17 protein-coding genes are annotated in these 20,337 nt (G+C 28.8%); 12 read left to right on the forward strand and 5 right to left on the reverse strand.

Annotation, left to right across the window (positions count from 1 at the left end):
• Position 1: 1 nt before the first annotated feature.
• The 4 genes from arsA (at position 2) to HRT41_15585 (ending at position 7,363) form a co-directional block, all read left to right on the forward strand.
• Positions 2 to 1,774, forward strand: coding sequence for an arsenical pump-driving ATPase (arsA, locus tag HRT41_15570; protein ID NQY25440.1), 1,773 nt, complete (start codon positions 2 to 4; stop codon positions 1,772 to 1,774).
• Between the two features lie 26 nt (positions 1,775 to 1,800).
• The gene (gene rarD, locus HRT41_15575) at positions 1,801 to 2,682 is read left to right on the forward strand and encodes an EamA family transporter RarD (protein ID NQY25441.1); all 882 of its coding nucleotides are present in this window, start codon (positions 1,801 to 1,803) and stop codon (positions 2,680 to 2,682) included.
• A 90-nt stretch (positions 2,683 to 2,772) separates the two neighbouring features.
• Positions 2,773 to 6,270: an MFS transporter gene (locus tag HRT41_15580; GenBank protein NQY25442.1), complete on the forward strand. Its 3,498-nt coding sequence runs from the start codon at positions 2,773 to 2,775 to the stop codon at positions 6,268 to 6,270.
• Positions 6,271 to 6,373: 103 nt separating this feature from the next.
• Positions 6,374 to 7,363 (forward strand): SDR family oxidoreductase, encoded by a 990-nt coding sequence (locus HRT41_15585; GenBank protein NQY25443.1) that lies wholly within the window; start codon positions 6,374 to 6,376, stop codon positions 7,361 to 7,363.
• A 7-nt stretch (positions 7,364 to 7,370) separates the two neighbouring features.
• Here HRT41_15585 and HRT41_15590 read toward each other — a convergent pair whose 3' ends face one another.
• The 3 genes from HRT41_15590 to HRT41_15600 are packed head-to-tail and all read right to left on the reverse strand — an operon-like array spanning position 7,371 to position 11,558.
• On the reverse strand, positions 7,371 to 9,908 hold the full coding sequence (locus HRT41_15590) for an HD domain-containing protein (GenBank protein NQY25444.1): 2,538 nt from the start codon (positions 9,906 to 9,908) through the stop codon (positions 7,371 to 7,373).
• Positions 9,908 to 10,657 (reverse strand): sigma 54-interacting transcriptional regulator, encoded by a 750-nt coding sequence (locus tag HRT41_15595; protein NQY25445.1) that lies wholly within the window; start codon positions 10,655 to 10,657, stop codon positions 9,908 to 9,910. Before HRT41_15595 ends, HRT41_15590 begins: the two co-directional genes overlap by 1 nt.
• Positions 10,658 to 10,685: 28 nt before the next feature.
• Complete coding sequence (locus tag HRT41_15600) at positions 10,686 to 11,558, reverse strand: hypothetical protein (protein ID NQY25446.1); 873 nt, start codon at positions 11,556 to 11,558, stop codon at positions 10,686 to 10,688.
• Positions 11,559 to 11,698: 140 nt separating this feature from the next.
• On the opposite strand from HRT41_15600, the gene amt reads away from it, so the two are divergent.
• The 5 genes from amt (at position 11,699) to pyrC (ending at position 16,211) form a co-directional block, all read left to right on the forward strand.
• On the forward strand, positions 11,699 to 12,913 hold the full coding sequence (gene amt, locus HRT41_15605) for an ammonium transporter (protein ID NQY25447.1): 1,215 nt from the start codon (positions 11,699 to 11,701) through the stop codon (positions 12,911 to 12,913).
• 125 nt (positions 12,914 to 13,038) lie between these two features.
• Positions 13,039 to 13,377, forward strand: coding sequence for a P-II family nitrogen regulator (locus HRT41_15610; GenBank protein ID NQY25448.1), 339 nt, complete (start codon positions 13,039 to 13,041; stop codon positions 13,375 to 13,377).
• Positions 13,378 to 13,496: 119 nt separating this feature from the next.
• Positions 13,497 to 14,681 carry an ammonium transporter gene (locus HRT41_15615; protein NQY25449.1) on the forward strand — a complete coding sequence of 395 codons (1,185 nt, stop codon included), beginning with the start codon at positions 13,497 to 13,499 and terminating at the stop codon, positions 14,679 to 14,681.
• 178 nt (positions 14,682 to 14,859) lie between these two features.
• Positions 14,860 to 15,198: a P-II family nitrogen regulator gene (locus HRT41_15620; GenBank protein ID NQY25450.1), complete on the forward strand. Its 339-nt coding sequence runs from the start codon at positions 14,860 to 14,862 to the stop codon at positions 15,196 to 15,198.
• Positions 15,198 to 16,211 (forward strand): dihydroorotase, encoded by a 1,014-nt coding sequence (gene pyrC, locus HRT41_15625; protein ID NQY25451.1) that lies wholly within the window; start codon positions 15,198 to 15,200, stop codon positions 16,209 to 16,211. Before HRT41_15620 ends, pyrC begins: the two co-directional genes overlap by 1 nt.
• Before the next feature lie 30 nt (positions 16,212 to 16,241).
• Here the strand turns inward: pyrC and fliM are convergent, their stop codons facing one another.
• On the reverse strand, positions 16,242 to 17,348 hold the full coding sequence (fliM, locus tag HRT41_15630; GenBank protein ID NQY25452.1) for a flagellar motor switch protein FliM: 1,107 nt from the start codon (positions 17,346 to 17,348) through the stop codon (positions 16,242 to 16,244).
• A gap of 1 nt (position 17,349) precedes the next feature.
• Positions 17,350 to 18,402, reverse strand: a complete 1,053-nt coding sequence (locus HRT41_15635) for a flagellar basal body P-ring protein FlgI (GenBank protein NQY25453.1) — start codon at positions 18,400 to 18,402, stop codon at positions 17,350 to 17,352.
• Between the two features lie 88 nt (positions 18,403 to 18,490).
• On the opposite strand from HRT41_15635, the gene HRT41_15640 reads away from it, so the two are divergent.
• The 3 genes from HRT41_15640 to HRT41_15650 are packed head-to-tail and all read left to right on the forward strand — an operon-like array spanning position 18,491 to position 20,333.
• Positions 18,491 to 19,669, forward strand: a complete 1,179-nt coding sequence (locus HRT41_15640; protein NQY25454.1) for a hypothetical protein — start codon at positions 18,491 to 18,493, stop codon at positions 19,667 to 19,669.
• Positions 19,669 to 19,941: a flagellar biosynthetic protein FliQ gene (locus HRT41_15645; protein NQY25455.1), complete on the forward strand. Its 273-nt coding sequence runs from the start codon at positions 19,669 to 19,671 to the stop codon at positions 19,939 to 19,941. The genes HRT41_15640 and HRT41_15645 overlap by 1 nt, the downstream gene beginning before the upstream one ends.
• Positions 19,938 to 20,333, forward strand: a complete 396-nt coding sequence (locus HRT41_15650; protein NQY25456.1) for a hypothetical protein — start codon at positions 19,938 to 19,940, stop codon at positions 20,331 to 20,333. Before HRT41_15645 ends, HRT41_15650 begins: the two co-directional genes overlap by 4 nt.
• The last annotated feature ends 4 nt before the right edge of the window (positions 20,334 to 20,337 follow it).

Here is a 20,337-nt window from a genome sequence, read left to right on the forward strand (position 1 = left end):
GATGAAAGAATTATTAAAGAATATTCCTAAGTTCGTCTTTTTTACTGGAAAAGGTGGGGTTGGAAAAACATCTATGTCTTGTGCTATTTCTTTAGCTTTAAGTAAAATGAATAAAAAAGTATTGTTGATTTCTACTGATCCTGCTTCTAATTTAGACGAAGTCTTAGATACCAAATTAGGCTCAACACCTTCTTTAATTAATAATACAAAAAACTTATTTGCAATGAATATTAATCCTGTAATTGCAGCAAATGAATACAAAGAAAAAGTGGTAGGTCCTTATAGAGATTTATTGCCAAAAGAGGCAATAAATCAAATGGAAGAACAGTTATCTGGAGCTTGTTCTGTAGAAATTGCTGGGTTTAATGAATTCTCTAAATATGTTGGAGATAATGATATTATAAAACAATATGATCATATTATTTTAGATACTGCTCCTACTGGTCATACTTTGAGATTGTTAAATCTTCCCAGTGCTTGGAAAGATTTTATTGCTAATAATCAAACGGGATCTTCATGTTTAGGACCCGTGTCTGGCTTAGTTGAGCAAAAGATACTTTATGAACAAGTGGTTGATAATTTAAAAGATAGCTCAAAAACTTTGTTGATTTTGGTGAGCAGAGCTGAAAAACTATCCCTTTTAGAAGTAAGTAAAGCAAGCAAAGAATTAAATGAACAAGGAATGAAGAAGCAACATTTATTAATAAATGGTGTTTTTAAAGAAGATTCAAGTGATGAAATCGCGCAGGCATTTTACCAAAAATCAAAAGAAGCATTAGCTGTTATGCCAGAAAATTTAAAAAATATATCGAGTAATGAAATTGGTTTTTACCCCCAAGGCGTTCTTGGTTTAGAATCTTTAGAAGCTGTTATAAACAATGAAGCAATGAAAGAAGATATGGCTGAACTTATTTCTTTTGAAGAGAAAATAAATGAAGCTTTAGAAGATACTATATCTTGGAAAGATTTATTAAATGATATTCAAAAAGATAAAAGTGGTTTAATTATGACTATGGGAAAAGGAGGCGTTGGTAAAACTTCTATTGCTTCCTTGATTGCTTATGAACTTTCTTCTCTAGGACATAAAGTAACTTTGTCAACCACAGATCCTGCTGCTCACTTGGATTATATAAAAAACAATAATACAAAAGATTTAATTATTGAGAAAATTGATCCAAAATATGAAACACAAAAACATATAAGCAGAGTAATTAAACAAAATGAAAACAAACTCTCATCTGATGATATGGCTTTATTAAAAGAAGAATTAAATTCGCCTTGTATAGAAGAGATTGCAATTTTCGAAGCTTTTGCATCTACCGTTAATAAAGCAAAAGAGCGATTTGTTGTTTTAGATACGGCACCAACAGGACATACTTTAATGTTATTAGATGCTTCAAATGCGTATCATAAAGAACTGTCTAAAAATGTAAAGAATGAAAATTCTGATGATCTAATACAATTGATTCCTTTATTAAAAGATAAAAAGTTTACAAAAATACTTTTATTAGCACTTGCCGAAGCTACTCCCACACATGAAGCAAAAGCATTACAAGAAGATTTACAAAGAGCGGGTATTACACCTTATGCTTGGGTAATTAACAGAAGTTTTGTTTTGTGTAAAACGAGTAATAGAGTATTGCAACATAAAGCGTTAAATGAAGTTAAATATATTAATGAAATCAAAAATACTTTAAGTAAAAAAGTTGTAATATCTCCTTGGATTAAAGATGAAATTAACAACAGTACTACACTTAAAAAGTTACTTCATTAAAAACAAATTTAAATAAAGAGAAGTATATGAAAGAAGAAAAATTAGGTTATATATTTGCAGTGTTTGCATTTTTATTTTGGGGTGCTGTATCTCCCATTTATTTTAAAGAAGTAGGAGGGGTTACTGCGCTTGAAGTTTTGATGCACAGAGTTGTTTGGTCCTTTCTTATTTTAATACCTTTGGTATATCTTACTAAACAAACAGAAGTACTCAAATTATTATTAAAAAATAAGAATAAATTGAAATACTTGTTGTACTCTACTTTTTTTGTATCAATTAATTGGCTTATTTTTATTTGGGCAGTTGCAAATGAACGAATAATGGAAGCTTCTCTTGGTTATTACATTAATCCACTTATTAACATTGCTTTGGGATTTATATTTTTTGGTGAACGAATGACGAGAAATCAAAATATTGCCATTGTAATTGCATTTTTAGCTGTTTTATATCAAATTATTGCCTTAGGAACACTTCCTTTAGTTTCTTTATCTTTGGCTGTTTCTTTCGCTTTTTATGGAATGATTAGAAAAAAGGTTGACGTAGGCTCAATAGTAGGTTTATTTGTTGAAACACTAATGTTAATGCCTTTGGCAATTATTTATATACTGTATTTAATTAATACAAACAGCATGGCATTTTTGAATGAAAGTGACTATATTACTTTTATGTTAACCCTTGGGGGATTAGCTACTATTATTCCTTTATTATTATTCAATGGGGCTGCTACAAGAATGAAACTTTCAACGCTTGGATTTTTTCAATACATAGGACCTACTTGTGCTTTTTTACTCGCGGTTTTTGTATATAATGAAGAATTTAATTTTGATAAATTAATTACTTTTGCACTTATTTGGTTGGCATTAATTATTTTTTCTTTGGATGCTATTATAAAAAAAATAAAAGCATAACTTAGAAAGAAGTTATATTTTTTCTAAGAGAGATTATCATCATAAATAATAAAGCATGCTTTATGTAGAATATCCTTTTTAAGGACCTACATGAATATAAAACTACTCAAATTTGCTTTCTTAGCAGTAATATTTTGTAATGTTGCTGTTGATATTTCGCATAAAATTCTACTACAAAACATAGCTTTCAAAATTTTTGATGGCAGTGAACAAGTTGTATTAATTTCAATAATTAATGCATTAATACTGATACCTTTTTTACTTTTTTTCTCAATATCTGCTTTTTTAAGTGACAAATATGATAAAAAAAATGTCTTAGTTTATGGTGCCGTTTCGTCTTTTATATTATCAATATTTATGGTAATTGCCTATGCTATAGGAAGCTTTAATTTAGCAATGTTTGGAATATTTTTATTGGCCATTCAAAGTGCTATTTATTCTCCTGCTAAGTTTGGAATTATTATAAGTATTTATAAAAAAGAGAATTTATCTTTAGGAAATTCTTTTGTGCAATCAATTTCAATGATTGCAATTTTATTTACTATGGGTTTATTTTCTTATATTTTTGAAACCTTATACGGAATTAATTCCTATGATTTAATTTCTTCTAAAGATGAGCTTTTAAATAAATTTTTGCCACTGACTTATTATATTGTTCTTATTGCTTTGTTTGAACTTAGTATTTCTTTTTTAATTTTAAAGAAAATAGATACTGGTTTTAAAGTGGATAAAAAGATTGTTTTTAACAGAGATGATTATTTTAAAGCCAAACTTTTAAAAAAGAATATAAAAGAGATTACAAATACAAGAGTACTTTTATTATCTATTTTTGGAATTTCCATTTTTTGGGCTATTTCTCAAGGAATGTTGGCTGTATTTCCTGCTTATGCAAAAGAATATTTAAATATTACCAGTGTATTTGTGATTAACGCAATTCTTGGAGCAGCAGGTTTTGGAGTTGCTTTTGGATCTTTTTTATATACAAGAATTTCAAAAAACTACATAGAAACGGGAAGTATCCCAATAGCAGCAGCAGGTTTATGTTTAATGATATATTTAAGTGTAAATGTTGATTCTTCTTTTTCACTGGCGCTTGTCTTTTTTGGTTTTGGTGTTTGTGGGGGATTATTTGTTGTTCCTCTAAATTCTCTCTTACAATTTAATGCTAAATTTGAAAAACTAGGTACGGTACTAGCTGGAAGTAACTTTTTTCAATCTTTATTTATGGTCTTAGTTTTAGTTCTTACAACAGTTGTTTCTTTTAATGGTTTAAACCCTAAAAGTACTATTTATTTATTATTGATTTTAACAATACTTGGCGCAATTTATACGGTAAAAAAACTTCCTTTATCTATGGTTCACTTTTTTGTTAAATTTGTTGTTGGTTTAAAATATAAATTAGAAGTTACAGGTATCTCAAATATCCCTTCTACTGGGGGCTTACTTCTTTTAGGGAACCATGTTTCTTGGTTAGACTGGGCTATTATTCAAATGGCGACGCCTAGAGATATCAAGTTTGTAATGGATAAAGGTATTTATAATAAGTGGTATTTAAAATGGTTTTTAAACTTTTTTGAAGTGTTACCTATTTCATCAACTTCTAGCAAAAGCAGCATTAATCAAATTGCAAAAGAATTAGATGAAGGAAATGTAGTTGTATTGTTTCCCGAAGGTACAATTACTAGAAATGGTCATTTAGGAGAGTTTAAAAAAGGTTTTGAACTTATTTTAAAACAAACAACAAAAGATGTAAATGTGCATGTTTTTTATATCAGAGGTTTATGGGAATCTATGTTTTCACGTGCAAATAAAAAATTTATTGAATCGTATCGTACAAATATAGTTACTGTTTCTTTTTCCCAAAAAATTCCTAAAGAATTAGCAAAAGCAGATTATGTTAAACATAGGGTAATGGATTTAACTATTGAGTCATGGACTGAGCATATAAAAGTACTTAAAAGTATTCCCGAAGAAATATTTAATACCATGAAAGAAGTTAAAAATAATCTTATTGTTGCTGATTCTACGGGAATGGAACTAACAGGATATAAGTTTTTAACGGTTGCTATTTTATTTAAAAATCTACTTAAAACAAGAATTAAGGGTCAAAATATTGGACTTTTAATTCCTTCTTCTGCTGCAGGTGCTTTTATTAACACTTCTGTTTTAATGTTAGGAAAAACGGCAGTTAATATTAATTATACGGCTGATGTGGAATCTTTGCTTAAATGTATTGCTAGTGCAGAAATACAATCTGTGGTAGCTTCTAAAAAATTCATTCAAAAACTAAAAGAGAGAGGAATGAATTTGGATCCTTTATTGGAAAAAGTAGAAGTATTTTATTTAGAAGATTTAAAACTTGAGATTAAAAAAATATCAGGCTTGATGACTTTTTTATCTGTCAAAATCTTCCCTGCCATGCTTTTAAAAGCCTTACACGTTAAAAAAGTACCTATTTCATCTAATGCCCTTATAATGTTCTCATCTGGCTCAGAAGGCAGTCCTAAAGGAATAGAACTGTCACATATGAATATTTTAGGAAACACGCAACAAATAGCTTCTGTACTTAATGTAAATGATGATGATACTGTTGTTGGTTCTTTGCCTTTATTTCATGCTTTTGGTATTTGTGTTACTACTTTTTTCCCTTTAATTGAAGGTATTAAATTAGTGGCTCATCCAGATCCTACTGATGGTTATGAAGTTGGGAAATTGGTTAATAAATATAAAGCAACAGTTATGTGTGGAACATCAACATTTTTTAGACTGTATATTATGAATAAAAAAGTTCATCCTTTAATGTTTGAATCTTTACGGTATACCGTTGCAGGTGCTGAAAAGTTATCCCAAAAAGTTAGAGATGATTTTAAAAGAAAATTTGGAAAAGTCATTATTGAAGGTTATGGAACTACCGAAACCTCGCCTGTTGCTGCTTGTAACTTGCCTGATATTTTAACCCCTGAACTTGATTTACAAGTGGGTAATAAAATTGGAACAGTAGGAATGCCACTTCCTGGAACCTCTATTAAAATAGTTGATCCTCATACTTTTAAACCTTTAGATATTGGGGAAGAAGGAATGGTACTCATTGGTGGGGTTCAAATTATGAAGGGTTATTTAAACAATGAAGCTAAAACAAACTCTGTTATAAAAAGTATTGATGGTAAATCTTGGTATGTTACAGGCGATAAAGGTAAGTTTGATAGTGATGGTTTCTTAAGCATTGTTGATAGGTATTCACGTTTTGCAAAACTTGCAGGTGAAATGGTTTCTTTAGGGGCTATTGAAGAAAAATTATCCTTTCTAATTGATAAAGAAGAAGTGGAATATGTAGCAACTACAGCGCCTGATGAAAAAAAAGGTGAAAAAGTTATTGTACTTATATCAGGACTAAATCAAGAAGAAATAAAAGAGTTAAAAACAAAAGTGATAAAAGCCTTTGATAATAAATTAATGATTCCATCTTCTTATGAAATGGTAGATGAGATTCCAAAATTAGGCTCTGGGAAAAAAGATTATGGAAAAGCAAAAAAACTTTTAATTTCTAAAACACAGTCTTATGATAGCTGTTTTAAGATGGATTTATAAATCTATCTTAAAGCAAAAAAATCTTTCAAAATCTTAAGAATGTATATAATTTAACTTGTTATAATTATTTCAGAAAAATAAAATAATTATAACAAGGAAAACCATGCTTCCTCACACCTCTAACAACCATACTTCAAAAGATATATTATTAACAGGATTAAATGAATTTTTAGGAAAAAGTGTATTAGAAGAATTATTAATAAAATTCCCCACTTCTAGAATTTTTTGTTTATTAGATTCTAAAACTCAAAAATTATCATGTGAAAAACTCATTGATAACTGTGCGTATAAAAATGTGAAATTATTAGATGGAAATACATCTAAGGAGCATTTGGGCTTATGTAAAGAAGATTATATGTTTTGTGTAGAAAGTATAAATTGTATTGTTCATTGTGAAGACGCAAGTTTTAAAAGCAAGATAAACAGTATTCAATCCAATATTCACATCTTAGATCTTATTAGAAACATTGAACAACTTGGAAATAAAAAACCTGCATTTCTTTTTGTAAGTGCTGCTTTACCTAATATTCTTGAGAACAAAGAAGTAGAAAATGATGCTTCTTTTAAATTTCGTAATAAATATGAAGAAGATAAATATACTATTGAGAAGTTAATAAAAAGTTATGAAAATCATTGCCATTATTTTATTGTTCGTCCTTCAACAATATTAGCAAAACACTCAGGAGAGTATGATTTAGGTGATGAAAATATCCAAGCTCTTGTAAATGTTAATAAAGAAAATCACAGTTTAATTAATGTACTTAGTAGAGATGCTTTGTATGATTTTGTTACTGTTGAGTATGTTGCCAAAAATATTGTTGATATTTTAAGCAATGCAAAAACAATACCTTCTTCAACCATTTTTAATATTACTGATCATAAAGGTGGTTTAACTCATACTCATGCAGTAGAGATTCTAAATACCATGTTTAAGATTAGTCTTAAAGATGAAAGTAGGAATAAAGAAAAAAATACGCAGTATTCTTGTGAAAATATTCAAAAGTATGTTTATGAAAATGATATCTTGACATTAAACAGCTCTGAGATACTTAGACGTGTATGCCAACATTATCTTGATAAACAAAAAAACTAAGATTGAACTAAACTTTGCTTTTCACACAAAGTAAGTTTATAATTTCATCTACATTAGAGGCAAAATTACCATTTTTTTCAATAAGAAATAAATCTCTAACTTTCCCTCTGCTGGCATACATTTTTGCACTTTCAATCTCAATATTATAATCATCTAAAATATTTGTAATAAAAGCCAAGAGACCTTTTTGATCAGCCGTTTTAACTTTTAAAGAAGCTAAAAAAGAAGTGTGATTAATGTCAACAATGATATCCTTTTTATTAATTATAGGTACAATCAATTTTGTTTTTTTACTCATGTCAAAAGAATTTTTAATGATATCTTCAATATACAATAAATCACTGTCATCTATTTTTTGAGTAAACTTGATTTCAAAACATTTTTTTTCATCGTAAAGCTTAAAAATATTCATAGATCCAATGTCTAGAAATTCCAATTTACCTAACAAATACCCAATATTTAAAGCTTTTGAACGAATAATTTGTATACTTAATACATCTTCATTTTTAATTCTATAAATGTAATCTTGGACATCTTTTGCTTTAATAGCAAGATCCAAAATATCTTTTGCTTTTAATTGTAAAAACAATTGTGAAGAAGCAATATAGGAGATTTTTCGTTTCATTATTACACTTAATTTATTGTACTGTGGAAGTTTTTTTATTGCATTTATTTTAGAAAGTTTTCTTGCACTTTCACTTAATAATTCTGTATTTTCAAAAGCAGGAAGTGTTTGATAATACAGCTCTTTTAATAAAGCAGAAGTAGCACTGGAGTAAATATTTTTTCCAACGGCTGAAATATCACAATAGGTTAAAACATATAACATATCTAAAAAACGTTTATCTTGAACAATACCTGTAAAGTTAAGAATTATTTTCTCAGAGTAAACATCTTCATTGGTTGCATACATAGACATTTGATTGTGATACCTAATAAGTTTGGAAATAATTTGAATACTAGAGGGCTCAAAACTCAAAAAAGATCCAAAACTTTTGAAGAGTTTTTCTCCTATTTCATGATGATCTTTTTTTCTTCCTTTTCCAATATCATGAAATAAGGTGGCTATTTTTGCTAGTTTTTGATCTGTTTTACTCATTTTATCAAATACATTTTTGACAAAAGGATCTTGTATATTTTCAAAATAAGTTATATTTAAAATAGAATGTAAATCAACAGGTAAGTCATGGTAACCATCAAATTGTGGTTGATGGGTTATTTTTTTGCAAACAGGTAATACCAATCTAAAGAGACCTGCTTGATACAAGAGATTAAGTAAAATACTTAATGATTCTTTTAATAATATACTCTTAATTAGTTTTTTATGCTCAGTAGTGAGTTCTGAAGGATGCTTTGTTTTTTTTAAGTAATAAACATAGGAAGCATCAAATTCTTCTACTTCTTTTGGTAATAATAATAACTCTTTTAAAATATAAGCAAGGTTTTTACTTTTCAAATGATACGAACAATAAATTTTATTCTCTATTATATAAATACTCTTTTTATATCTGTATTTTTTTAATAAAGGTATATTTTCTTTTTTAAACTCAACTTTTCTTGTAATTTTTTTGATCATAATAGATGTGAAACTATGAATATTATGCAAATACTCTAGGGTTTTTGCCATTAATTGTCGCTCTTTTGTATGCAAAGGGGTATTTTTAAATCCAAGCCTAGTACTTAGTTCAGGAAGCACATCAAAGTTAATAATATCCAATTTTTTACCTGCAATATTGTGTAAGTGATTTCTAATTTGGAAAATATATTCCAGTGATATTCTGTATTTCTGATATTCTTCTTCAGTAAAAAGAATATTCATTAGATCTCTTACTTTTGTTACTCCATAAATAATATTTGCAAACCAAAAAAGTGTATTCGATTCTCTCATTCCTCCATAACCATCTTTAATATTGGCTTGCATTTTTAAGGGATATTTTTTTAATCGCAAGCTATGTTCAAGGTTTTTTTCAAGAATAAAATCTAATTGTTTTGTTTTTCTTATTTTAAAAAGAACATTTTCATATGAATACCATAAGTGTTTTGAGCCATATATTAAACGAGATTCAATAAGCGAGGTTTTAATAGTGACATCTTCTTTTACACTTGTTTGTACATCTTTTAGTTCATGTACCCTTGAGCCTAGTTTTATCCCACAATCCCATGCTAAAGTAATGAATTCTTCCATAACTTCTTTTAGGTTATAGCCTTTGATATCTTCATAAAGAATCATCAAATCAATATCAGAATAAATACATAACTGTTCTCGTCCATAAGAACCAAGAGCAATTAAACAAATAGGTACAGAAGAACCCATAGGTAAATAAGAACCAAAATGTTTTCGCAAAATATATTTATACAAAGCAATAATAAATTTATCTGTTTGTTTGGTATGTTTAACTAAAAAATCTTTACCAATACTGTTTTGAAGAATTGTATCAATAGATGAAATATAGTTATTGATATAGGATTTAAATACCTTTGATACCTCAAAATTATCTGCATTATTGGAAATTAGATTTTCAATATCAATATTTAAAGCGGTGATCATAATAATTCTTTATGTATTTCTAATTTTTTTCTTAAAGTAATTCTGTTTAACCCCAAGTGTTTGGCCATTTGTACTTGTGATTTGTGCTTTTTTTGTGCTGCTTTTAATAAGGGAGCTTCAAATAAATACAAAAAGTCTTTGTAGGCATTCTCTCCTTCCATATTATCAAGAACATATTTTTCAATTAACATCATAATTTCATTTTCCCCAATAGACTCAAAGAGGTGAGATAAAAAAATCGATTTTCTTAAACTATGAGCATTATCAGAAGTATTGATAATTAGTTTATTGGGTTTTGATTCTTGCCCTAATATTATAGAAGCTTCTTTAGAGAAAGCTGTGGCAAGTGGTTTAATATCTTCTTTTCTTTTATCTAAGTTTGGAATGTCAAGGCTTAAAGAAAAAAGATCTGCAATTTTTTGTGACAAATTATCTTTAGTGGTACAAGCAATTATTCGAATGTTATTCTCTTCTACCCAAGAAAGGAATAAATCAGTATTAGAAATATCTTCAATATGCTCTATAATAATGCAGGTGTTAGATAAGCCCAATACTTTGTCTTGAATATCTTTTTGCAAAACTTTTGCAGTATAAAGATTGGCATTTTCATTGATATATCTTGCAAGAGATTTTTTTCCTACTCCAGATGACCCTTTAATTAAAACATTGACATCTAAGTGTTTTAATAAATTGGCTGAATTTTTTATTTCTTTCATGATATTGGATCTGGCGATAAACTCTTGCATATTTTTTAACCTTTTAAAAATTTATATATTATACAATTCTTTTATTCTTTTTATTATGAAAGTAAATAAATATTGATAAAGATATTATGATTAAAGAAACCCCAATTATAAGATATAAAGCATTTATCATTTGTGTATAATCTCCAAGAGCTATTTTAAATACTAACATTAAAGACTCAATAGATAAAGCAATAATGATTGTAATCAAAAATTTAATAAACATTTCGCTTTGTGTTTTTGAATTTGAGGTGTAGGATTTAAAGAATACTTCTTGTTCTAAAATAGTTTTTGCCAAATCAAAAATGGCTAATGCTAGGGTTAAAGATACTATCGGTTTAAATATCATTTCTAGGGAAAACTGATTGGAACCTATAAAAGCGCATAAAAAAGAATACATAGAATAAAATACAATAAATACAGAAAGCAAAGCCAAAGAAAAACCAGCGAAACAATAAAAGGCTTTGGTGAAGGTATGAAAAGGTTTGTTAAGTTCTATTAAGTTTAATTTTTCCAATAAAGCTTCAAGTTTAAAATCCATAAATAAAATAGAATCATTTGTTTTAATAGTAACAGTAATACAAACATTATTACTGGCTGCACTAATATATGCAGGTGAGAAATACAGTAAATTGCCTTTAAAATTTAGCTTATTGCATAAATAAGATCTGTCTTGTTGTTGTAATAAGTTTATGCTTTTGTTTCTAAATATATTAGGGGATGTTTGCATTTTTGTGTTTTTATCTACTATATAAATAAGTTCCAAGGATGAAAAAGTTGAGAATAATTTTTTATAGTTGTTTTTATTAATAAATTTTTCTATAGGTATGTTTGAAATACTTTCTTCTATAAAACCCTCTATCTTGGTTTTATTTCTTTCATATAAAGTGATTAGTTCTTCCATTATTACTCCTTAATTAGTGAAATTATAGCTATTCTGTTTAATAAATATATAAAATAATGTATAAAATATATACAACTATCTCATAAAATATGCTATAAAATATATTATACTTTTCTAAGAAAAAAATTTAAAGGGCGGAAATGGAAAATTTTGCGGACGTAAAATATATATTAGATGGTTTTTTATTGCTATTTGCTGGAATATTAGTAATGTGGATGGCAGCAGGTTTTGCAATGTTAGAAGCAGGACTTACAAGAAGTAAAAATAATGCAACGGTTCTCACAAAAAATATTGCTTTATTTGCAATTTCTTGTATTATGTTTTATTTTGTTGGATACAACTTTATGTATGGAGATGGAAATGCATTTATAGGTTCTGGTTCTATGTTAAGTGGGAAAACAGATGAAGCTATGGGTTATCCCGTAATGGCAGATTTCTTTTTTCAAATGGTATTTGTAGCAACAGCTGCTTCAGTTATTTCAGGAACGATTGCTGAGAGAATGAAATTATGGCCATTCTTAATTTTTGTTACTGTTTTATCGGCACTTATTTATCCTATTCAAGGACATTGGACATGGGGTGGAAGTGAATTAGGTGGACTATTAAGTGGTTTCTCTGATTTTGCTGGTTCTACTATTGTTCATAGTGTTGGTGGATGGGCTGCATTAGCTGGTGTTATTGTATTAGGTCCTAGAATTGGGAAATACGGAAAAAATGGAAGCGTAAGACCAATTCCAGGTTCTAACTTGAGTTTAGCAACGCTTGGAACATTTATTTTATGGATGGGTTGGTTTGGATTTAATGGTGGGTCTCAATTAGCTATGGGTTCTAAAGCAGATATTAATGGAATTGCTATGGTAATTGCTGATACGAATATGGCTGCTTGTGCAGGTGCATTAGCAGCAGCATTATTAACGCAACTTATTTATAAAAAAGTGGATTTAACTTTTGTATTAAATGGGGCACTTGCAGGTTTGGTTTCTGTAACTGCAGGTCCTGATTTAGGAATCATTATTTCTTTAATTGTAGGTGCTGTTGGTGGAATTATTGTTGTACTTGTTGTTCCTTTATGGGATAAAGTTAAAATTGATGATCCCGTTGGAGCGTTAAGTGTTCACTTAGTAGCAGGTATTTGGGGAACATTAGCTGTAGGTATTTTTAATCCTGAGGTATCAATTGTTGCACAACTTACTGGAATAGTAGTTATTGGTGCATTTGTATTTATTTCTTCTTTCATTGTATGGAAACTTTTAGATTTACTTATTGGTATTAGAGTTAGTGAAGAAGTTGAAATTGAAGGTTTAGATATACATGAAACAGGATTAGAGGCTTATCCAGAATTTAAAAGATCATAGTGTTTAAACAGTGGTAGTTTTTCACTGTTTATTTTGGATATTTGAGAGTATTTCAAGCTTGTAAAATAATTTATATGCTTAGATTTAATTGAAACTCAATATTGAGTTTCCTAAAAAGGAAGAAAATGAAAAAGATTGAAGCTATTGTTAAACCTTTTAAATTAGAAGATGTAAAAGAAGCTCTTGTTGAAGTAGGTGTTGTTGGAATGACTGTATCTGATGTAAAAGGATACGGAAGACAACAAGGGCATACTGAATTGTATAGAGGGGCTGAATATATTGTTGATTTTTTAGCAAAAAATAAAATTGAACTCATTGTTAATGATGATGAAGTTGAAAAAATTGTTGATGTAATTGCATCTGCCGCTAAAACAGGAAAAATCGGTGATGGAAAAATATTTGTTACTAGTGTTGATGAGGTGATTAGAATTAGAACGGGTGAGCGTGGTAGCGAAGCCGTTTAAGTACAGATAAATAACAGAAAGCTTTTTCTGTTATTTTGTATAGAATATATACAAAACTCTGGATAATAAAATCCATAAATTAACTATACTCATAGAATAAAAATACATGAAGGAAAAACATGAATTTAGATTCTATACCTTATATACTTGACACCTTTTTTGCAATTTTTGCAATGACGTTAATAATATTCATGGTGCCTGGTTTTGCAATGCTTGAAGCTGGGATTGTACGTACAAAAAATGTTGCTGCTGTTTTAACTATTAATACTCTTATATATGCTTTAGCCTCACTTTCTTTTTTATTAATTGGTTATGAAATAGCTTTTGGCGAATTTGGAAGTACCACTATGAGTAAATGGGCTGCATTTATGTTTCAAATGGCTTTTGTTGGAAAAGTTGTTAATATTATGTCAGGTGGGGTAAGTGAGAGAGCAAGAATTGTTCCTTTAGCTATTTTCACAGTTATTATGGCTTCTATTGTTTATCCTTTAATTGTAAATATTAGCTGGGGAAAGAACTTTTTAGCAGATAGTTTTCTAGAACTTTCTATGTATGATTTAGCTGGTTCAACAGTAATTCATAGTACTGGAGGTTGGGCATTATTAGCAGCCATATTAATAATTGGAAGCAGAAGAGGAAGATATCCCAAAAATGGTGGCATTAGAGTTATCCCTGCTTCTAATATTCCTCTAGTAACGCTGGGCGCTTTTCTTTTATGGATTGGATGGTTTGGTTTTAATGGAGGTTCTGTTGGTTCTATTTCTTCAAAAGAAAGTGCTGATGCGGTTGCTTTAACCATTATGAACACCAATACAGCTGGTTTAGCAGGAGCTTTAATGGTTGCGATTATTATGTATATTAAATACAAAAAACTAGATATTACAATGATTTTAAATGGTGCTTTGGGTGGTTTAGTTTCAATTACGGCAGGTCCTGATTTATACGATATTTATACGCCTATTTTAATTGGTGCCATTGGTGGATGTATTGTTGTTATTGGAGTATCTATGTTTGATAAATTAAAAATTGATGATCCCGTTGGTGCTTTATCAGTGCATTTATTAAATGGTATTTGGGGAACTGTAGCTGTTGCTATTTTTGCTTCAAGTAATACTATTAGTTTTTGGGGCCAAATAAAAGGAATTTTACTAATAGGTAGTTTTGCTTTTATTTCTTCTTTTATCATTCTTTTTATTATAAATAAAATAATGCCATTACGAGCCAGTGATGAAGATGAATTGGAAGGTTTAGATGTTAATGAATGTGGTTTGGAAGCTTACCCTGAATTTAAACGTGCATTTTAGGACGCAGTGTTTTTACAATTTCTTCGTTTAAAAATAAGAATGAAATACTTACATACTAATGTATGCTCCTACTTCCTTTTTATTTTTCGCTTTGAACTGCTAAAAACATTGCATCTAAAATAATTTATTGAACTATAGGAAGAATTACGATAAAATTAACTTAATAAAAGGATATAAATTGAAAAAAATTGAGGCAATTATTAAACCGTTTAAACTTGAAGATGTAAAAGATGCTTTAAGCGAAGCGGGAATCACAGGAATGACTGTATCTGATGTAAAAGGATATGGAAGACAACAAGGTCACTCTGAATTATATAGAGGAGCAGAGTATGTTGTAGATTTTTTACCAAAAATTAAAATAGAACTTATTGTAACAAACGATGATGTTGAATCAACAATTGATATTATTATTGCTGCTGCAAAAACAGGTAAAATTGGAGATGGAAAAATATTTGTTTCTAATATTGAAAGAATTGTTAGAATCAGAACAGGTGAAGAAGACGAGGAAGCTATTTAATGACATTACGTTTATCTTCTCCTTTAGATATGCATATTCATTTTCGTGATGAAGAAATGCTAAAACTTGTTGCTCCTTTAACTGCCAAAACATTTTCAGGTGCATTAATAATGCCTAATTTAGTTCCTCCAATTACCACAAAAAAAGCACTTCTTTCTTATATCGAAAGAATAAAAGAAGCTACAAAAGAGCAGAATGATTTTGAAGCATTTGTAACGTTGTTTTTTCAAGCCGATTATTCTTATGAATTTTTAAAAGACATAAAAGATTCTATTATTGGAATTAAATTATATCCTGCTGGCGTTACTACGAACAGTGAAACAGGTGTTTCTTCTATGGATATTAATGTATTAAGACCTACCTTAGAGTCTATGAGTAAATTAGGAATTCCTTTATGTGTTCATGGTGAAACCAATGGTTTTGTAATGGACAGAGAAAAAGAATTTATGCCAATTTATGAATCTATTGCATCTGCTTTTCCTGATTTAACTATTATTATGGAACATATTACAACAAAAGCAGCGGTTGATTTATTGGATAAGTATACAAATCTTTATGCCACAATTACTTTGCAGCATTTAATTATTACTCTTGATGATGTGGCAGGTGGAATGTTAAAACCTCACTTATTTTGTAAACCCATTGCTAAAAGACCTGAAGACAGAGATGCTTTATTGCATCTTGCAGTTTCCGGCCATCCTAAAGTAATGTTTGGTTCAGATTCAGCGCCTCACCCAAAACACAAGAAAGAGTCCTGTGGCTGTGCCGCAGGTGTTTTTACCGCACCTATTGCACTGCAAGTTTTAGCACAAATTTTTGAAGACAATAATGCTTTAGATAATTTGGATAAATTTATTTCTTTAAATGCCAGAGAGATTTATAAATTCACTCCTATTGAAAAAACAATTACTTTAATAAAAAAGGACTTTAGTGTTCCTTCTTCTTATGATGGTTTTAATCAAACAGTTGTACCTATGTTTGCAAATGAAAGTATTCCTTGGAGTTTAAAGTAAAGAAGTATTTATAAGTAAAAAGCCAGATACTTATCCGTATTTGGCTGCTTCTTTTTCTCTAAGAAGTCTTTTGATATTTTCAGTAGCTGCTTTTGATTTAATATCTCTTTCTTTTCTTATCGATCTTAGTGCTTCTAGTGTTTCTTGTTTTTCATGATCAAGATTTGACATTATTTGTATGGCTTTTCTATTATTCGATATTCCAGAACTAGCTAGAAACTTTTCTTTATTATTTATATAAATTTTTGCAGAAGAAGAACTTGCATTTTTTGAAAATAAAATAATATCATCTACTTGTAAATCAAGCAACTCAGAAACACTAAGTTCTGTTTCTGCAAGCATTGCTTCCATTTTCATTTTAGCACCTGCTAATAAAGTAGTGATATCTTGACGCCTACTTGCTTTTTTATTTACTGCTTCTGAGAACATTTTCTCAACAATCTTATTTAATAGATTTTCAATATAAGAAATAGGATAACAAACAGATAAAAAACCAGATTCTTCATCAATGGTTATTTCTAAAACAACTAATAGTACAATTTCATGATCTGAAATAATTTGAATAGCATTTGCATTGGTATCACGTGATTCAATATGAAAGTTAATGGTAGAAATTTCTTTCCAAGCTTTTTCCATATGTTTAACAAACATTTGATAAAAATGATCAAAAATCTCCACTTCTATTTCTGTTAATTCCCTATCTAAGTTATCACTTGAAGCAACCGCCCCCGAACCTAAAAGTTCAGCAATTATTTTATGAGAAATACCTGGATTACACTCAATTACAATACGACCTTCTAAGGGTTTTATTGACAATGTATTTAGTGAGGTTAATTGGGGAATGGATAAAATAAATTCTCCATATGTCATTTGTTCAATGGAATAAAGTTTTATGTCTACAATTTTCCTTAACATTGCGGAAAGGTCTGTAATTAAATCTCTTAACATTTTATCATGTAAAGATGAAAATGCTTTGAATTGTTCATTTGATATTCTATTTGGTTTTTTAAAATCGTAAATAGAGTAGTTCTTTTCTTTTGAAACTATGGGTTCGTCATTGGTAACCTCAATATCGTCACCTTGTTCTGCAATATCTAAGAGTGCATCAATCTCATCTTGACTTAAAAATTCTGCCATTCTATCCTCTTATCTCTAATTCTATATCTAAAGCGCCTAGGTCTTTTATCATTTTAATTGTATTTATAATATCGCTCATAGGAAGTTTCATAACTTTCATTGCTCTTACTAAATCTGATACAGTAGGTAACTCTTTCGTATTTATTAATGCATTATTAATATCAACTTGCACAGGTTTATTTCCAATAGTTACATCATCTCCAATATCAACGCCTAGGTTTACTTCATTATTTTCCCATTCTAAATCATTTAGTTTCGTTTTTCGAATACGAATAGTGAAGTTATCCCTTGCTATGGTTACTGGTTGAATGAAAATGTTTTCGCCTGCAATAATAGTTTCTGTATTCATATCAATAATAAGACGTTTTTTCATTGTAGTGTCGATTTCAATATTTTGAACAATGGCTAAAAACCTAACAATAGAGATGTCTTTTGGTTTTTGTACTTCTATGGTTCTTGTATCTAAAGCAATAGCAAGGCGTTTTCCAAAACGTTCATTAATTTTTCTTTCTATTAAATCTGCATATTTAGCAGAATTTCTAATCAAACTTAAGCGGATTTCTTTTTGATCTCTTAATTTATAAGGAATTTCATTTTCAATGGTTGCCCCATCATAAATATACCCAGTGGTTGCATTGTTTTCACCTGCTACAATAGTTCCTTGTGCAATGGCATAAACTTTTCCATTGACTGCTTTTAGTTGTGTGAGTAAGAGTTCTCCGTGATTAATGGACTTAGCATCCCCAATTGCAGAGATTTTGACTTTTATTGTATCCCCTTGTCTTGAAAAAGCGGGTAACTCACTGGTGACCATAACTGCTGCAATGTTCTTTGATGAAATCGAAGAAGATGGAATTTTAATATATGAGTTTCTTAAAAGATTTTGTAAGGATTGCATGGTAAACTTTGATTTGTCACCTGTTCCTGCAAGTCCAACAACTAAACCATAACCAAGAAGTTGATTGTTTCTTATTCCCACTACATTAGTAATATCTTTTATTGTTTGTGCATATATATGTGTAAAAAGTAAAAAAATTACTAGAATATATTTCAATTAATGCCTTTAATCTAAATTGATATATTTTATCTAAAATTTTATAAAATTCAGTTATAATCATAAATAAAATAATTTAGGTTAATCTTTGAATATATATATTTATGGAAATAATGACTTTACCAAAGAGATGCATGATGTCTTAGATTATGGAAATATTAGAAACAGACTAGACGAGTATGGTGTAGTCATTGATATTAATAGTCTTGATGAGCTTAAAAAAACCATTGAAGATTTCCCAGATTATATATACTTAATTGATGAATCCAAAATCATCAGTGAAAACTCCCTCTTATCCAAATTCAAATTTTTACATGCAAAAGATGCTATTGAACACAATTTTTTAATTGAACATGGTATAGAAGATATACAAATCGATTCAATAAAAGACATACCTAAACACATAATACAACGCATTGAAATTTTAGAAGCAACAAAAAATGTTGGAAATGACAGCGATAATATTCAAGACTCAATTATTGAAATTGTAGAAGATGCGTATGAAAACAATTCTGTAGATGCAATAAAAGAGTTAAATCAAAGTACTTATTTTCTGGAAGACGAAGTAGACCCTCATCTTGAATTAGATGATGAGTTAACAACTTTATTACGAAGTACTTCTGATATTAGTGAAAAAAAAGCAGAAAATATAAAAGAGATTGAGAATGTTATAAAAGAAATTGATGATAAAGAAGAAATAACTTCTCTAAACCAAGATGATTTCGATGAAAATGATGTACTTAAGTCTTTGGATAATGTTTTATTTGATGAAGAAAATAGTGAGCTTGATGAAATTAAAGCTATTGCTGATGATTTTGATACACAAGAAGATAATCTTTCTGAAGATGATATGAAAAATCTGCTTTTAGATTTAGATGAAAATATAGACAGTGATGAATATGAAACAATGTTTGAAAATATAGATGAAAACATACACAGAGATGATGTGCCAGAGGATAAGGACATATTAGATAGAATAGAACATGAAGATATGTTTAATTCACTAAATGGAATTAATACTACTAATGAAACTTTAAAAGAAGGAGCAGCAATGGCAAATGATTTTTCTTCATTAGATGAACTTAAAGAAAGTGATATTTTAAGTGCCTTAAATGGTACTACTGTAAGTGATGTCAATATAAATAACAGCAATACTAAAAGTGAAAGTATACAAGTTAATCTTGATAATATTAATGATATCACGGCTTTATTGGGAAAACTACTTAATAATAAAACATTAGAGATAACGATTAAAGTGAAAGATTAATGAATTTTGACCTAATTAGTATTGCACAAGGTACCGTTAAAATTATTCTTATTTTAGGTTTACCTTCTTTATTAGTTAGTATGATTATTGGTTTAACTATTTCTATTTTTCAAGCAGTAACTCAAGTAAGTGATGCTTCTTTGTCTTTTGTTCCTAAAATGGTTATTGTTTCTATTTTTATTTTAATCACTTTACCTTGGGTAGGTGATCATCTTTTTGAATATACAGAAAATTTGTGGGGGCAAATACTTATTTTTGGAGATAATTCATGATTAAAAAATTGCATAAACTTAAAAAAATGCAAACCGATCAAAAAATAATTGAAAAAAATATAATAACGAATGCAATTGAGAGTATTGATAGTGAGATATTGTTAACAAAAAATAAAATCAATCAAGCTTCTGTAACAAAATACGGAGCTATATCTGATTTCGCAGTTCTTGCTATGCATAAAAATTCAATGAAACTGCATTTAACAAAATTGGGCATTAAAAAAAATGCTTTGGTTATTAAAGAAGATGGTTTTATTAAAGATATTCTTGTTTTACAAAAAGAAACTGAACAGTTCGCATATATTTTAGATGAAGAGAGAAAAGAGTTAATTAAAAAACTATTGATTGCAGATGATGAAGCAGCTGCTGAATATATGCAAAGTAAATATTAAAGGC

Source organism: Campylobacteraceae bacterium (assembly GCA_013215945.1).
In the GTDB taxonomy this organism is placed as follows: domain Bacteria; phylum Campylobacterota; class Campylobacteria; order Campylobacterales; family Arcobacteraceae; genus NORP36.

Excerpts from the sequence above, each read along its gene's own strand:
- arsA (NQY25440.1), top strand. The coding sequence starts at position 2 with ATGAAAGAATTATTAAAGAATATTCCTAAGTTCGTCTTTTTTACTGGA.
- rarD (NQY25441.1), top strand. The coding sequence starts at position 1,801 with ATGAAAGAAGAAAAATTAGGTTATATATTTGCAGTGTTTGCATTTTTA.
- HRT41_15580 (NQY25442.1), top strand. The coding sequence starts at position 2,773 with ATGAATATAAAACTACTCAAATTTGCTTTCTTAGCAGTAATATTTTGT.
- HRT41_15585 (NQY25443.1), top strand. The coding sequence starts at position 6,374 with ATGCTTCCTCACACCTCTAACAACCATACTTCAAAAGATATATTATTA.
- HRT41_15595 (NQY25445.1), bottom strand. The coding sequence starts at position 10,657 with ATGCAAGAGTTTATCGCCAGATCCAATATCATGAAAGAAATAAAAAAT.
- HRT41_15600 (NQY25446.1), bottom strand. The coding sequence starts at position 11,558 with ATGGAAGAACTAATCACTTTATATGAAAGAAATAAAACCAAGATAGAG.
- amt (NQY25447.1), top strand. The coding sequence starts at position 11,699 with ATGGAAAATTTTGCGGACGTAAAATATATATTAGATGGTTTTTTATTG.
- HRT41_15610 (NQY25448.1), top strand. The coding sequence starts at position 13,039 with ATGAAAAAGATTGAAGCTATTGTTAAACCTTTTAAATTAGAAGATGTA.
- HRT41_15615 (NQY25449.1), top strand. The coding sequence starts at position 13,497 with ATGAATTTAGATTCTATACCTTATATACTTGACACCTTTTTTGCAATT.
- pyrC (NQY25451.1), top strand. The coding sequence starts at position 15,198 with ATGACATTACGTTTATCTTCTCCTTTAGATATGCATATTCATTTTCGT.
- fliM (NQY25452.1), bottom strand. The coding sequence starts at position 17,348 with ATGGCAGAATTTTTAAGTCAAGATGAGATTGATGCACTCTTAGATATT.
- HRT41_15645 (NQY25455.1), top strand. The coding sequence starts at position 19,669 with ATGAATTTTGACCTAATTAGTATTGCACAAGGTACCGTTAAAATTATT.
- HRT41_15650 (NQY25456.1), top strand. The coding sequence starts at position 19,938 with ATGATTAAAAAATTGCATAAACTTAAAAAAATGCAAACCGATCAAAAA.